We start from the raw sequence: 12806 nt of genomic DNA on the forward strand, positions 1-12806 counted from the left end.
GCGGTGATCAGGAACTCAATTGGTCGCCAATCTTCAAACAAGTTGTCGACGTGACCTAGGCAGGCGCGTGCAGTGGTGCACTGGTTTCTTTAGCTAGTCTCGTTTGCTTTGGTCACGATTGATAGACGGCGGCCGTATTCGACAATCAGGAAATTGGAGTCGTCGCACTGACAGCCGGGAGAGCGAATTTCAAAGCCGATAAGGTAGTCATTGGGCCGGTAGAGTATCGATATGGGAACGACTATTCCCAATGCAGGCATGAGAGTTGGCTGTTCTTTGAAGATGGGCATAGACTTGTTCGGGTAGAACGTTAGCCGGTAGGGAATGGCACGAAAGCCATTCACCTTCGCGACGGCAAGCTTTTCGTAAGCGGTGCTCAGAACTTTCAGACGCTCATCAACGAAGATATTTACGACCGCATAACGCGACGGTGTGTTCGACCGGTTCGAGATTACAGGCGTCATACCCATCGGGGCACTCTCCTCCGCTTCTGATGGGTAGTGCAGGTCGTGGTACTTCAACATCTTGTCGAAATAGAATTCGATGAAGAGGTCCGGATTTGTAGAACGCCGAAACATGTCTCGGACTTCGTAGTGCTCCATTATCAGGCGATTGAAGTTGTGCCGGCGATAATACCGCCCATCGACTTGGTGTGGGTCGGTGTTGGAGGCGGGAATATCGATCACAACTGCCACCCGCCCATTTGAAAGGGGTACGTGCCGAGGCTTTACGGTCGTCAACAACGGCGTGACGTGCTGTTGGAAAACCTGCTCAAACCAGATTTCGGGATATTCCCGCGGGTCTAGTCCGGCATCCAATCCATCTGGCTCATGGTCCCTATTCTCCTTCATGCCGTAACAATTTGGCCGCCGTCAGCATTGGCGAATGCCGAAACATCCCGAGCCATTTCCAGCTTCTTTGAGTCGCTTTTCTTGTCGACCGCATCCGACGCTTTGTATTCGAGATGCAGGCTTTCTTTGACCAATCCAGCATGAAGAGATGTCAGCTCGGATTCTGTCGTTAGCGTAAGCATTTCGCAGGTTCCGATTAGCGTCTGGTGAGCAGGACCAACCAAGCTATCCAGCTTAGCAAGCCTAGGGCGGTGCCGGTAAAGGCCAGTACGCGAGAGGTGCGACTTTCGAGAAGCCGGTCAATGCGGTCAGCAAGGGATCGACCGGCCGTTTTCAGTTTACCGCGGAGGGCAAGCTCAATGACGTGGCGGAAAAAGTGAACCTTAGTGTTCGTCGATTCGTTCATTCGGATGAATTCGCGCCGGCTAAAGCATTCGGATTCCTCCTTACCTTCGAGAAAACCCTTTGGCATGTCGCCTTGCAGGCGCATTAGGTTTGGAAGCTGCTGGTGAGGCGCATAGTCTTGTCCGTAGCGCTCTCGCAAAATATCGTTCAAATTCAGCCTAACCTCGACCGGGATGTTTGGGGCGTCCAGCCCAGTCAACTTCCGATACCGGTGTTCAAGATGTTCGAAGCCAAATATCTGGCCACGCATATTCCAGTGCACCCAGTGCATTAAACGGCGGTCGCGAGCGAATTTGTAAAACCTAGAGAGGAGGTCCATCTCGATCTCATCGAGATTGGCGTCCACATCTTCCTTGTGGATATTCAGCAGGTCGGCCGACAGGTGAAAGGCAAAGCTCTGCGTCTGGCCCGTGGAGTAATGCATGACGACGATCGAAGTGATGCGGGAGAATTCCCCTCAAGATCTTCGTCAAAAAGCATCTCCGATGAGTAGTGTATGATAAAGTACTGCGCAGGCTTCTTCCTGATCGCCTTAAAGAACGACCTCGCGTCTACCATCGCATCCCCCAAGGCCCGTCAGGGCATGGATTTTGATATGCCCCAGATTCCGCCGTCGCTGATAGGGACAGCAGGCCCGATTCTCGACACACACTATACCCACGCCGAACTCAATGCTCTGTTTATGCAGGCCGGGTTTCCGGGCGATCCGCCCGAAGGAAACAAGACCCATAAATGCCTCTCGTGGTTGCGTCGGGCAAATGCGGAATGCGCCGACCCGCTGAGCCTTTTTGGCGCCCTGATAGCCGAGATGATGGATGTCGAACCCACGCCGTGGCGGTTGGAGCAGTATGAGAAGGACGGGGACGCTCGGGAGCGCATCAGGATCGTCCTCGAAAAAGAACAACTGAGCTATCAACGGGGCGGCTATATCATCGGAGCGCACCTGAAGGGGCCTTCAAAGTCCCTTGGCGAGCGGCTAAAAATGGGTGGTTTGGCAGCGGTAGACCTCGAATACCAGCGGGCTTACAACTCGATAGGGTCTGACCCTGGCGCCGCGGTGACAGCGGCCTGTGCGATCGTTGAGGCCGTTTGCAAGCATTACCTCGAAACCGAGGGCATTCCGCTTCCGAACAAGCAGACCATCGCGCCCCTGTGGACCGAAGTGGCCAAAAACCTGGGGCTCTCTCCGGGCCAGATGGCCGATGATGATCTCAAGCAGATTCTGTCGGGTCTTTTCAGCATAGCTGCCGGTGTGGGTGCACTTCGAACCCATGAAGGATCGGCGCATGGTCACGGTATCAAAACATACAAAATCGAGGCCCGGCATGCGCGTCTGGCGGTGCACGCGGCGCACACGATGACGTTATTCATCCTTGAGACGTGGGAAGCACGCGGGCGGAAGAAATAATGGCAGAAACCTTCGACGAGCTACTGGACTTGTCAGAGTTTGATGGGCATTCCCAAATTACTAAATTTGTCCACAAAGACAGCGATATAAATTCCTACAACAGCACGTGGGAATTTGTAGCTTACAGCTACGAACGCGCGTTTCAAGAGCTGGCTCGGAAAGTCTTCGAAGAGGGGAGGTAAAGGGTAAGCAATCTTTCGAGCCCGCTGTTCTTCCTTGCGAGACATTCAGTTGAACTCGCGATTAAGAGCACCATCGACGAATTCGCTAAGACCGACGAGAAAAAGGCAGACCTGGCCGGCCATCACTTACTCGAGTTGTGGGATCAGCTTGCCGGATACATGGACCGTTGGGCGTGTCTGCCGATGATGATTGGGGTCTCATCGTTCGGCAGCAAATCGCCCACATGCACGAGGCTGATCCCAAAGGTGACAGATTCCGATATCCACTGGACATTAAGGGAAAGCCGTTCGAGCCGAAGTGGGTTGAGATCGAAGGCCTGATACGCGCGCACAACAGCATCACGACCTATTTGGATGGCAGTGCGACGATGCATGCTGAAAACTATCGCGGTTGAAGAAGGTGACCAACGACCTCGCTATCAAGAAAACGTCTCAAGATCTGTCCCCACCCATGGTGATTAAGCGCCTGTTCATGGGCCCTCACAGCTTACTCAAACAAAATTCCATAACATTCGATGGATGAATTTGTCCTAAGCGCTACTCAGCCGCCTCGCCCGTCGCCTCGATCATCGGCACATCCAGGCTCCCGATCTCTTGCATAGCACTGCCGGCGATACCCTGGAGGTCGCCATAAAGCCCCGCGGTGGAATCGAGCACACTGTTGAGCTGCTCCTCTCGTTTGGCCCACAACCGCGTCATGGTGTTGCGCTCGCGATTGAGGTCGGCCTTCATGTCGGTGAACTTCTCCACCACGGCCTGGATGCGATGTCGGAAGCGGGGGCCGGTGAGGTACGCGTACATCACCTCAGTCTTCGTCTGCTGACCTTCCTGCGCCTTTCGGCTGGCGGCAACGTCGATCAGCGACTGGCGGAGCGCGACGGCGAGCGGAATAGCGAAGCGCGGCTCCGCTACCCAGACGTTTTCAACGAGATCGAAGCTCTGGACCTCCTTGGGTACAGCACTCGAGACGATCAGCGCGACGTCCGCTTTCGCGGCGCGCTGATCATCGCGCAGCTTGCCGAGCCAGGCATGGTTCCAGGCCTTCGTTCGTTTTGACTCCCAGAGGATCGTGCCGCAGCGCTGTCCATTGGCGGCCACCACCCCGTGCACCACGTCGCCACCGAACTCGCCCTTGGCCACCGGCTCGATCAGATCGCGCGGGAAGCGGCTGCGGAGCAAGGATTCAAGCTCGATTTCGAGCGCTTCGCCCTGCAACTGCTGCGAACCCTGGCCGGCCTTACGACGCAGTTCCTCGATCTGGCGCTGCATGCCGGCGAGCTGGGCCTCCTTTTCGGCGACCTTGGATTTGAATACATCCTCCGCTTCGAGCCTGGCCTTGTCACGGACGGCGCCAAGATTCTCCTGCACCTTTTTCTCTACCGTCAACTCGACTTCGCGTTTCGCGTCGTCGAGCTCACGCTGCTTACGCAACATATCGGTCTGGGCCTGCTGGGCTTCGGCGAGCTTCGCGTTGTTCGTGGCAAGCATCTGCTGCAGATCGGCAAGCCGCCGGTCGCGCTGGCCAAGATCATCGGCCAGCGCCAGACGGGCTTTCTTTGCCTCGGCTTCGGCGATGACCACGCGTTCGGCGCGCATCTTGATCGCCACCTGTTCGTCGAGGGTCTCGCGAGCCTTGGCGAGATCACCCTCCGTTTGCCGGAGGTGAGCCTCGCGGCGGCCAAAGTCAGCTTCCTTGGCCGCGAGTTGCGCCTCGAACTGTTTGCGGGACGCGGCGACGATCGGAGCCGCCAACGATTCGGTCAGCTTGATCTCGGTGCCGCATTTCGTGCAGATGATCTGTGGGTCGCTCACGGTCGCGGTCCTGTGGTGATTGGTCTTGATAGTATCGGGATTTTCGACGTTGCTCGGGCCGGGTGGCGGCGTTATCCCCGGCAATCGTGTCGGTCGCGGCAATGGCGAAGCCCTGTGCGGTGCTGTCGGTTTCGACTTTTCGGCGGGGTCGTGCGTCATGATCAGTTCCTCGTGGCGCGCAGGTCGCGTTCGCGCAGGATGGCTTCGACGACCCGGCGCAGGCGGCGCACCGAACCGCCTCGCCAGTTCCGCGCGACCGCGGCATGTTCGGCGCCGTCGAGTCGTGACACCCAGCTCTCGTCGAGACCGCGTTCCCTAGCCAAGTCCGCAATCACGGCCGGCAGGAGCGCACCGAGATCGTCCGCGCACGGCTTCGGAAATATGACCACGCGAAAGCGATCCCGGATTGCGCTCGGCAGCGGATCCAAGCTGTTTGCCGTGGCGACGTATGAGACGTGCGACAAATCGAGGTTCGTCTGCAGCGCTGGATCTGGATAGCGCGTACTGGTTTCCGTCTCGAGGAAGCCGAGCAGGCAGTCCCATAGCCGCCCATAGTCGGAACGGGTCGCAGCACGTTCCAATTCATCAAGCAGGACCATCGGATTGGCGGTCTTGCCTTGCGCCACAGCGAGAAAGGGATGGCACGGCTCCGCCGAATACCAGCGGCGGTCCGTACCGCCGAACACGGCGCCGTCAGCTCGTGACGCATTCTCCCGCCAGACGTTCAGGCCAAGAACCTCTCCGAGGCGGCGACCAAATCGGGATTTGCCGCCGCCGGGGTCGCCAACCAACAGGAGCGGCCGCAACCGGACCGTGGTGCGGCCGACAAGATCAGCCAGCGCAAAATCGATAGCATCCTTGGCATAGGGGAATTCGAACAGAAGCGTAGCGCGCACCTGATGGAGCGGCGGCACCTCGACCAATGGCAAGGCAATGTTGATGACGCTCTTCAACGGCCCCAATATCTCTCTGAGCTTGACGTTCTTCATCGCCTCGTCACTCAGACGAGCGACCACAAGGTGTTGTTCAGGCACCCCTTCGCCCGGAGTGGCGACCTGCTGCAGGATCTCCGCTGCTTCCTTCTCCGCTTCCTCTCGGGCCTGCTCCTCTTCTTCATGTTCTCGTCTCGCGGCATCCTGCGCGGCCGCGATGCGGTGCTTCGCCATGTGCGAGCCGATGACGACCGCGTTCATCGCGGCCGATTGGTGTCGTACGATCATGTGGCGGCAGGCCGGCAACGCCGCCCAGCCGAATACGAACTGCTCAACGTCGCAGCGCAGCTGTTCGTCGCACTTATGATCGGTCGCCCTGAAAGCGAGCAATAGAGCCTGTGCCACGCGCTGGTGATCTCTGAGGAACGCGCCGTCGCTCGGCGCCGGAAGGGAAAGCAACCGAACACTGTCGGCGAGACCGCGCAATTTCGGGACATCCTCCGTAACGGCACGGCGGTCTAGCTCGGCAGCGAGCGCAAGACCGGCGCCGGCATTGAACGCCGCCGCCCAGGCCGCGTTGAGCGACAAATTCGGGCAGAGTTGGTCGATCTCGGCCATCAGCCGCTGCTCGACGTGATTGGCGTTATCGTTGACCAGCATCGCATAGCGCAGAAGCCTGGGCAGTCCTTCGTAACGCTCTTCCCAGTCAGCCGAATCGGCTGCCGCACCCGTAACCACGGCATCCCGCTCCACCGCGGGCAGATCGAAGTCATCTACATCGTCGGCGCTCATGCCTCGAGCTCCACCACCATGGCGTCGTTGAAGTCAGGGTTCTCGGACCCGTAGCCGTGCGGGTTGCACAGGATCCGCGTCTGGCCGACCCAATAATCGGAAGAGTTGTGGACGTGGCCATGGACCCACAGTGTCGGCTGGTAGCGCTCGATCAGCACGGACTGGTCGGAAACGAACGAACCGGTCACAGGATCGCTCCGGTACCTGGGATGCACAGAGTTCCAATGTACGGCGGTGTGACTGACGACGACGGTGGGGCCATCGAACGGCGTCGCCAGAACGCCTTCCAGATACGCCTTGGACTGGTGATGCAAAAGCGCCGCTTCTTGCGGCCTGAACCGCAGCCACGGCTTCTTCTGCCATCCGATCAGGCGGTGATCGTTCATCGCCTTGGCGCAGGCGTTCATAACCGCGGCCTGGTTGGCTTCACCGAAGATCCGGAAATCAGTCCACAGCGTCGCGCCGACGAAGCGGACGCTGCCGGCCGCGCCAACGCCACTCAGCGTGATGGTGTCGTTCTCCAGCACGTGGATGTTGAAGCTGGAAGCATGGGAACGTGCCAACGCCAGTTCGTCGGGGATGAAGCGCCGGTAAAATTCGTGGTTGCCTAGCGTCATCACGATGGGTACGTGCAATGGTACGATCTCGCGCAGGTGCTCGAAGGCACGCAAAGCACCTTCGCAAGTGTCGCCGGGGACGATAACCGCATCGACGTCATCCACGATCGTGATCTTCTTCACTGGAGCGACGTCGGCATGGATATCTGAAAAGGGCTGCAACTTCATGCGTCACCATCATAACGGTGACGTTCCCGGAAAGCGGTCAGCAGCACGGTTTCGGCCTCGCCGAACTTGCGCGGATTATCCGAGGAACACCGGCCGTGAACGAGCCACGACGCGGCGATCTCGATGGCGTAGGGGTGTCCAAGGTCGGTCAACCCAGTGACCTGCGCGAGCACCAGCGCCGCCGCCGCATTGCGCTCAAGTGCGCAACGCAGCAGCGCGGTCATGGCGATGTCGACCTGGAGCGTCATGTCGTTGATCGGCATCAAGGAGAATGCGAAGCCGATAGCCGCGGCCGGGTCTCCTTTCATCGCGGCTGCGCAGTCGTCGCCGCTATGGAGCACATCGATCGATTCGAGGGTCGCCAGCAGGATGAGCCGCTCGGCGTTGCCGAACGCATCCGATGGCAGCGTCCGCCACCACGCCAACGGCGTGGTGTCGTCTGCCTTGAAGGGCCACAAGCGCTCATCCCCGAGAGTCAGCCATCGCGGTTCCTCGGCCGCCAAGCTGTAGGCCACGGTTACAGAGGCCGGCAACGCGGCCTCCGTGGTGCCGGCTCTTTCTTGCGCATGCAATGTTCTCCCGGTCGCGCGGACCAGCCGCACGTCAATCCCTGCTGAGTTGAGAAGAAGATTAGAAGGAGCAGCGCCAATTACGGGCTCTCGCCTTGCCTTGCCGGGCCACGCCATGCCTCACCGGGCCACGCCCCGCCACGCCACGCCGCAGCGAACCTATTCCATCTTGGTGACCGAGAACTTGCCGAACTTAGGGCGCCAGTCGCCGAATCCCTCGCGCAGACCAGCGATCTCGAGGATCTCAATCACTTCGTTCGGATTGAGCAGGCTCGGCAGAAATTCGACATCGACGTCGACGTACCAGGTGGGGAAGCGCGGACGTGTACGCATCACCTTCGAATCGTTGACGTTCACGGGAAACCGGAATCGGAAATCTTTGTTCTCCCACAACGAGGGCAGATCCGTCGGTCCCTCATACTGAAGCGGCGGAGACATCCCGCAAGAGAACCCGGCCTTTGCCTGATTGCCCTTCCGCTTGGTCTTCGCGGCCTTGATGAACGCCGATTCGACAGCCTCGCAAGGAATGCACGGCTTATCGTCCTGCAACCAGAGACCGCCATACCATTCCATCTTGGCGATCTGCTGGTGATCGGCGATAGTCTTGTCACGCTTCTTCGTCAGCCGGTCGATATCGATCTTGATCTCCTCGAGAGGATCCGCCAAGCGCGAGCTGTGCATCAGGAGCGGTCGTTCCCCCGTCAGGCGAATGCGGAGTTTCTCGACTGACATCAGATCTTCTCCTTGAACGCGGGGTCAAAAAGCCGGGAGGGGCTTTGCAGTACCGGGCGGATGTTGGCGTGTGCCGGCACCCAATGCGCGTAGCGCAGGCGGCGCAGATGATCCGTCACCACGCGGTGGCAATTCCGGCAGAGCGCCGTCAAATCGCCGAGCGCTTCGTGACCAAGGCGCTCATACGTGCGGTGATGCACCTCGATTGCGCCGAGGCTGCCATCGTGGTTACAGACTCGGCAGCGGAAACCGGCGGCTTTGAGTTCGGCAAGCCGAGCCGGGTTTTGACGCCAGCTGCGACTCGCGATGTAGTCGTGGTAATTCATGACGGGTGTTCCGTTGTTCGCTGGAATAATGTCGGCGATCTCGGCGCAGAAGTCAACAGGTCAATGGAATAATTCCAGCGAAGTCAATGCCATGGTTAATGAAGCGTCAACTGGGCAAGATATTTGGCCGCCGCCTCGTCTTATCCGTGCGGGTCGAGTTCTAGCGGGAGTTGACCAAGCGACGCTGGCTCTACAAGCAGGGGTCACGCGGCAGGCGGTGAGCGTCGTCGAGACAGACGAGAGCGAGAAAATGGATCCTCGGCGTCGAAAAGTTCTCGTAGCAATGCAACGCGTCCTAGAAGACCAGTACGGTATTGAGTTCTTCGCGGCCTCGAAGAATTCCGGCGAAGGGGTGCGGTTTCGAAAGTAACCGGTTAGGATTCTGCCACACCGTCCCTTCGGCCACTTTGTGGAATAAGACGGAAGCGTAAATTCGGCAGAACTATCGGCCTTAGTAGCGAGGGGATATCGTAAAGGTCTCTCCACGCGGTGTGATAGATCGCGTTTAAGAAGTGCGTCGAATTTCGGCGCGTCAGTGGCGTCTATGCCCGAGAGGTAGTGGCGGTTGACCTCGCCCAAGCGGGCCATTCCTGATTGGCCGCTTCTGTGAAGGTTTGCGGATGGCGGCCCCACGAAGGTGGCGCGGCGTGCACCGGGGGCTGGCGTACGCAAACCTTCAAAGGAGGAAACCGCGGAAGATGTGGCTGGGTGGTGCGTCAGGCGCTATGGGGATTTGGACGCTTGCCGGTGTTTTGCCGAGGTGGGTTGGGAGCTTTTTCGGCAGGCGATCGCAGGCGCGTCGAAGCGGTTCGGCCGATTGCAAGGGGTAGAATCGGAGTTACGCGGCGGTGATGGTACGACACGGCGACTATCGTGAGCAGCGCGACGGCGCGCATGGTCGTTGCCGGCGGATAGCTGGCGCAGCAGAAGTGCAGCACTGGGGTGGTGCATCGAATCTAATCTGATCATGATGTGTCGATCCTGATCGTGGCAGGCGCTGCCGCGGGACGGGTGTGCGGCGAGCAGCCGCGTTGGAACGTCTCGATGATGATCATGCGACCGCCGCAGCACGGGCATGGATGCGATAACGGCTTGGGTTCCTCAGTCTCGGCGCGTCTGGTATCCGCGGCCTCGGGCTGTGCCGTTGATGCGTCGAGCAAGCGGCGGGCTCGGGCGATGTTGTCGGCGCGCGTGCCGCTGGCGAGCAGGCCGTAGTGGCGAATGCGGTGGAAGCCGTGCGGCAGGACGTGGGTCAGGAATCTGCGGATGAACTCGGCGGTGGCGAGTGTCTGACGATCACGGCCATCGGCGCGATAGTCCTTCCACCGGAAGCTGACGCCGGTGCGGTCGCAAGCGATCAGCCGGCTGTTGGCGATGGCGACGCGGTGGGTATAGCGCGACAGATAGGCCAGTACGGCCTGTGGCCCACCGAACGGACGCTTGGCATAGACGACCCATTCGGTTCGGCGCAGCGGCGCCAGATACGCCGCGAACACCTGCGCATCGGCGAAAGCGGCATGATCGCCGAAGAACTTCAGGCGGCCGGCCTGGTGTGCGGCGAGCAGCCTCTCCAGGAATAGCCGCCGGAACAGGCGCGAGAGCACGCGCACGGGCAGGAAGAAGCCGGGGCGGCACGCCACCCAGCGCTCGCCATCGAGCGAGATGCCGCCGCCCGGCACGATCATGTGGACATGCGGGTGATGGGTCATGGCCGACCCCCAGGTATGGAGAACCGAGGTGATGCCGACGCGGGCGCCGAGGTGCTTGGGGTCGGCCGCGATGGTGATCAGAGTCTCGGCCGAAGCCTTGAACAGCAAATCATAAATGACAGCCTTGTTCTGGTAGGCGATGTCGGCGACGACCGCCGGCAGTGTGAACACGACATGATAATACGGCATTGGTAGCAGGTCGGCCTCGCGCGCCGCCAGCCAGTCCTTTGCCGCCGCGCCCTGGCACTTCGGGCAGTGCCGGTTGCGGCAAGAGTTGTACGAGATCTGGGTATGCGCGCACTGCTCGCAGCGCGCGACATGCCCGCCGAGCGCCGCCGTGCGGCAGCTCTCGATCGCCGACATCACCTTGAGTTGGCCGAGGCTCATATGACCGGCATTGGCCCGGCGCCATGCCGGGCCGTGGCCACGGAAGATGTCCGCGACCTCCAGCGATGGACGCGACACGACGCGCGTCAGGCGGGCGGTTCGACGCCCTCCCTGAGCTTGCTTGTAATGCGATCGAGCGGGCTCATGATCTCCCGGATGATCTTGGTGGCGACACGCGTATAGAGCGCGGTGGTGTCGAGCTTGGCATGTCCCAACAAGACCTGGATCACCCTGATATCGGTGTTCTGCTCCAGAAGATGCGTCGCAAAGCTGTGTCGCAGGGTGTGCGGGGACACCTGCTTGCTGATCCCTGCCATCTGGGCCGCGGTATCGCAGGCGCGCCTGAGCTGGCGGGCTGACATCGGGTTGACCGGGTTCATTCCGGGAAACAGCCACCCCTGTGGGCGTGCCGCGTTGTACCAGGCGCGCAACAGCTCGAGCAGATGCGGTGAAAGCATCACGTAGCGGTCTTTGTGGCCCTTGCCCTGTTCGATCCGGATCACCATGCGCTTACTGTCGATGTCGGATACCTTCAGCGCAACTACCTCGGAAACTCGCAATCCGGCTCCATAGGCTACACTCAATGCCGCCTTGTATTTGAGCCCCGGCGCCGCATCGAGAAAACGTGCAACTTCTTCCGGGCTCAGGACGACCAGCAGCTTGCGTGGCACGTGGATAAATTGGGTATGGTTGACGATGTCGGCGCGCCCAAGCGTGATGTTGAAAAAGAACCGCAGTGTCGAGACGCTTTGGTTGAGGGTCGGAACGCCGGGGCCACTCGTCGCCAGATGGAGCTGATAGCGGCGTACGTCTTCGAAGCTCGCCGTGTCGGGCGAGCGGCCGAGGAAGGCAGCGAAGTTCTTGACCCTCTGCACGTAGTCATGTTGGGTCTTCGGCGCGAACTTGCGGATCGTCATGTCTTCGATCATGCGCTGCCGCAGCGGGCTTATGGCCTTATCGGTCATGGGGGATGCTCCTGTCTTGATGAAGGATGTGAACCCCTCATCTCAAGACAGGACGCCCCGCGGCGCTATCGTGTTGGCTGTGTCGGCCGCCGCGGCGCCCTACCGCGCCAGCGGTTTAGTCCTGTGGCGCAAACCGGTCGTTGGCCTCGGGATAGGAGATCGAACTGGCTCACGCTGGCTGGATCTGGTCTCAAGCTTCCTCTTGATGCATTGGACCGGGGCTTCAATAAAGCCTCCCCGCTACGGGCCGCTATTTCCCACGTCGAACTATGGATTGGGCGATAACACTCGCTCGGCGCAATTGCGCCGCCAGCAGCCGCTACCTCACCGCAACTGCAACAGCTGCCAGTGCTGCCGGAAGAGACCAAGCCCAGTCTCCTGCCAATGAAGCTGCTGCCGCGGCTACGACGCAGCCCGCGAGGAATCCAAGCAAGCGTCCAAGTGAGCGACTCAGCGGTGTTGAATCCTGCGGCAGCAACCGGTGGCGGGCCGAGAGCAAGTCCATCGCTGACAAAACCGCGTTGGCCAAATTTCCGGTCATCACCGCGGTCGAGATGGCGCCTGGTACCGCAAGGCAAAGGAGGGCGTACTGGCAGGCCATGGCGGACACGGCTATCATTGCGGCCGTGCCGGCCAGCAATCCAACCCGATCGGCAGATGCCTTGGTGATGACGGTGAAGATCAACAGCGCGACAAGCAGCAGAAATTGAACCAGAAGCAACAACCGCGCCAGACTCGGACCGTGCCGCCGCGAAGCTTGAGCGACAAGCCAGACCGTCGCCAGCGCCAGCATGAAGACCGGAATAGCCAATAGCTGCACCCAGTGAAACGAGCCGCCCTCAACGGCCACGCTGGCGGCCAGCACGATATTGCCGGTCACGTGGGCAGTGAAGACATGGCCCAGGGTGAAGAAGCCCGTGGAGTCGACCATTCCGGCGATCATGCTGAGCA

15 protein-coding genes are annotated in these 12806 nt (G+C 60.0%); 3 read left to right on the forward strand and 12 right to left on the reverse strand.

Features of this window, described 5'->3' with window-relative positions; genetic code table 11:
• Nucleotides 1-89: 89 nt before the first annotated feature.
• From IVA74_RS40530 to IVA74_RS40540, 3 genes are read right to left on the reverse strand one after another with little or no spacing between them, the layout of a single operon-like run.
• A complete protein-coding gene (locus IVA74_RS40530) occupies nucleotides 90-851 on the reverse strand; it encodes a hypothetical protein (protein ID WP_247353742.1) in 762 nt (253 codons plus the stop codon).
• Nucleotides 848-1033, reverse strand: a complete 186-nt coding sequence (locus tag IVA74_RS40535) for an ATP-binding protein (protein ID WP_247353744.1) — start codon at nucleotides 1031-1033, stop codon at nucleotides 848-850. The genes IVA74_RS40530 and IVA74_RS40535 overlap by 4 nt, the downstream gene beginning before the upstream one ends.
• A 14-nt stretch (nucleotides 1034-1047) precedes the next feature.
• Nucleotides 1048-1680 carry a hypothetical protein gene (locus tag IVA74_RS40540; RefSeq protein WP_247353746.1) on the reverse strand — a complete coding sequence of 211 codons (633 nt, stop codon included), beginning with the start codon at nucleotides 1678-1680 and terminating at the stop codon, nucleotides 1048-1050.
• A gap of 72 nt (nucleotides 1681-1752) precedes the next feature.
• Between IVA74_RS40540 and IVA74_RS40545 the strand changes: the two genes are divergently transcribed.
• Complete coding sequence (locus IVA74_RS40545; protein WP_247353748.1) at nucleotides 1753-2664, forward strand: abortive infection family protein; 912 nt, start codon at nucleotides 1753-1755, stop codon at nucleotides 2662-2664.
• Nucleotides 2665-3019: 355 nt separating this feature from the next.
• Entirely contained in the window at nucleotides 3020-3241 is a 222-nt protein-coding gene (locus IVA74_RS40550) for a hypothetical protein (protein ID WP_247353750.1), read from the forward strand.
• Between the two features lie 142 nt (nucleotides 3242-3383).
• On the opposite strand, the gene IVA74_RS40555 is transcribed toward IVA74_RS40550, so the two are convergent.
• The 6 genes from IVA74_RS40555 to IVA74_RS40580 all read right to left on the reverse strand — a co-directional run bounded on the left by IVA74_RS40555 (nucleotide 3384) and on the right by IVA74_RS40580 (nucleotide 8794).
• Nucleotides 3384-4658, reverse strand: a complete 1275-nt coding sequence (locus IVA74_RS40555) for a DUF2130 domain-containing protein (protein ID WP_247353802.1) — start codon at nucleotides 4656-4658, stop codon at nucleotides 3384-3386.
• Nucleotides 4659-4819: 161 nt separating this feature from the next.
• The gene (locus IVA74_RS40560; RefSeq protein WP_247353751.1) at nucleotides 4820-6076 is read right to left on the reverse strand and encodes an AAA family ATPase; all 1257 of its coding nucleotides are present in this window, start codon (nucleotides 6074-6076) and stop codon (nucleotides 4820-4822) included.
• A 302-nt stretch (nucleotides 6077-6378) separates the two neighbouring features.
• Nucleotides 6379-7167, reverse strand: coding sequence for a metallophosphoesterase (locus tag IVA74_RS40565; RefSeq protein ID WP_249804371.1), 789 nt, complete (start codon nucleotides 7165-7167; stop codon nucleotides 6379-6381).
• The gene (locus IVA74_RS40570) at nucleotides 7164-7739 is read right to left on the reverse strand and encodes a hypothetical protein (protein ID WP_247353755.1); all 576 of its coding nucleotides are present in this window, start codon (nucleotides 7737-7739) and stop codon (nucleotides 7164-7166) included. Before IVA74_RS40570 ends, IVA74_RS40565 begins: the two co-directional genes overlap by 4 nt.
• 156 nt (nucleotides 7740-7895) lie before the next feature.
• A complete protein-coding gene (locus IVA74_RS40575) occupies nucleotides 7896-8468 on the reverse strand; it encodes a hypothetical protein (RefSeq protein WP_247353756.1) in 573 nt (190 codons plus the stop codon).
• Nucleotides 8468-8794 carry a hypothetical protein gene (locus tag IVA74_RS40580; RefSeq protein WP_247353758.1) on the reverse strand — a complete coding sequence of 109 codons (327 nt, stop codon included), beginning with the start codon at nucleotides 8792-8794 and terminating at the stop codon, nucleotides 8468-8470. Before IVA74_RS40580 ends, IVA74_RS40575 begins: the two co-directional genes overlap by 1 nt.
• On the opposite strand from IVA74_RS40580, the gene IVA74_RS40585 reads away from it, so the two are divergent.
• Complete coding sequence (locus IVA74_RS40585; RefSeq protein ID WP_247353759.1) at nucleotides 8793-9164, forward strand: hypothetical protein; 372 nt, start codon at nucleotides 8793-8795, stop codon at nucleotides 9162-9164. The genes IVA74_RS40580 and IVA74_RS40585 overlap by 2 nt on opposite strands.
• A 595-nt stretch (nucleotides 9165-9759) precedes the next feature.
• Here the strand turns inward: IVA74_RS40585 and IVA74_RS40590 are convergent.
• The 3 genes from IVA74_RS40590 to IVA74_RS40600 form a co-directional block, all read right to left on the reverse strand.
• Complete coding sequence (locus IVA74_RS40590; RefSeq protein WP_247353761.1) at nucleotides 9760-10968, reverse strand: IS91 family transposase; 1209 nt, start codon at nucleotides 10966-10968, stop codon at nucleotides 9760-9762.
• An 8-nt stretch (nucleotides 10969-10976) separates the two neighbouring features.
• Nucleotides 10977-11855 (reverse strand): tyrosine-type recombinase/integrase, encoded by an 879-nt coding sequence (locus IVA74_RS40595; RefSeq protein ID WP_247353763.1) that lies wholly within the window; start codon nucleotides 11853-11855, stop codon nucleotides 10977-10979.
• Between the two features lie 319 nt (nucleotides 11856-12174).
• The gene (locus IVA74_RS40600) at nucleotides 12175-12798 is read right to left on the reverse strand and encodes a DUF1275 family protein (protein WP_247353804.1); all 624 of its coding nucleotides are present in this window, start codon (nucleotides 12796-12798) and stop codon (nucleotides 12175-12177) included.
• Nucleotides 12799-12806 lie beyond the last annotated feature (8 nt).

It is taken from the genome of Bradyrhizobium sp. 132, from assembly GCF_023074185.1.
Lineage (GTDB): Bacteria > Pseudomonadota > Alphaproteobacteria > Rhizobiales > Xanthobacteraceae > Bradyrhizobium.

Excerpts from the sequence above, each read along its gene's own strand:
- IVA74_RS40575 (WP_247353756.1), bottom strand. The coding sequence starts at position 8,468 with ATGTCAGTCGAGAAACTCCGCATTCGCCTGACGGGGGAACGACCGCTC.
- IVA74_RS40580 (WP_247353758.1), bottom strand. The coding sequence starts at position 8,794 with ATGAATTACCACGACTACATCGCGAGTCGCAGCTGGCGTCAAAACCCG.
- IVA74_RS40600 (WP_247353804.1), bottom strand. The coding sequence starts at position 12,798 with ATGATCGCCGGAATGGTCGACTCCACGGGCTTCTTCACCCTGGGCCAT.
- IVA74_RS40540 (WP_247353746.1), bottom strand. The coding sequence starts at position 1,680 with ATGCATTACTCCACGGGCCAGACGCAGAGCTTTGCCTTTCACCTGTCG.
- IVA74_RS40585 (WP_247353759.1), top strand. The coding sequence starts at position 8,793 with ATGACGGGTGTTCCGTTGTTCGCTGGAATAATGTCGGCGATCTCGGCG.
- IVA74_RS40565 (WP_249804371.1), bottom strand. The coding sequence starts at position 7,167 with ATGAAGTTGCAGCCCTTTTCAGATATCCATGCCGACGTCGCTCCAGTG.
- IVA74_RS40530 (WP_247353742.1), bottom strand. The coding sequence starts at position 851 with ATGAAGGAGAATAGGGACCATGAGCCAGATGGATTGGATGCCGGACTA.
- IVA74_RS40545 (WP_247353748.1), top strand. The coding sequence starts at position 1,753 with ATGATAAAGTACTGCGCAGGCTTCTTCCTGATCGCCTTAAAGAACGAC.
- IVA74_RS40595 (WP_247353763.1), bottom strand. The coding sequence starts at position 11,855 with ATGACCGATAAGGCCATAAGCCCGCTGCGGCAGCGCATGATCGAAGAC.
- IVA74_RS40535 (WP_247353744.1), bottom strand. The coding sequence starts at position 1,033 with ATGCTTACGCTAACGACAGAATCCGAGCTGACATCTCTTCATGCTGGA.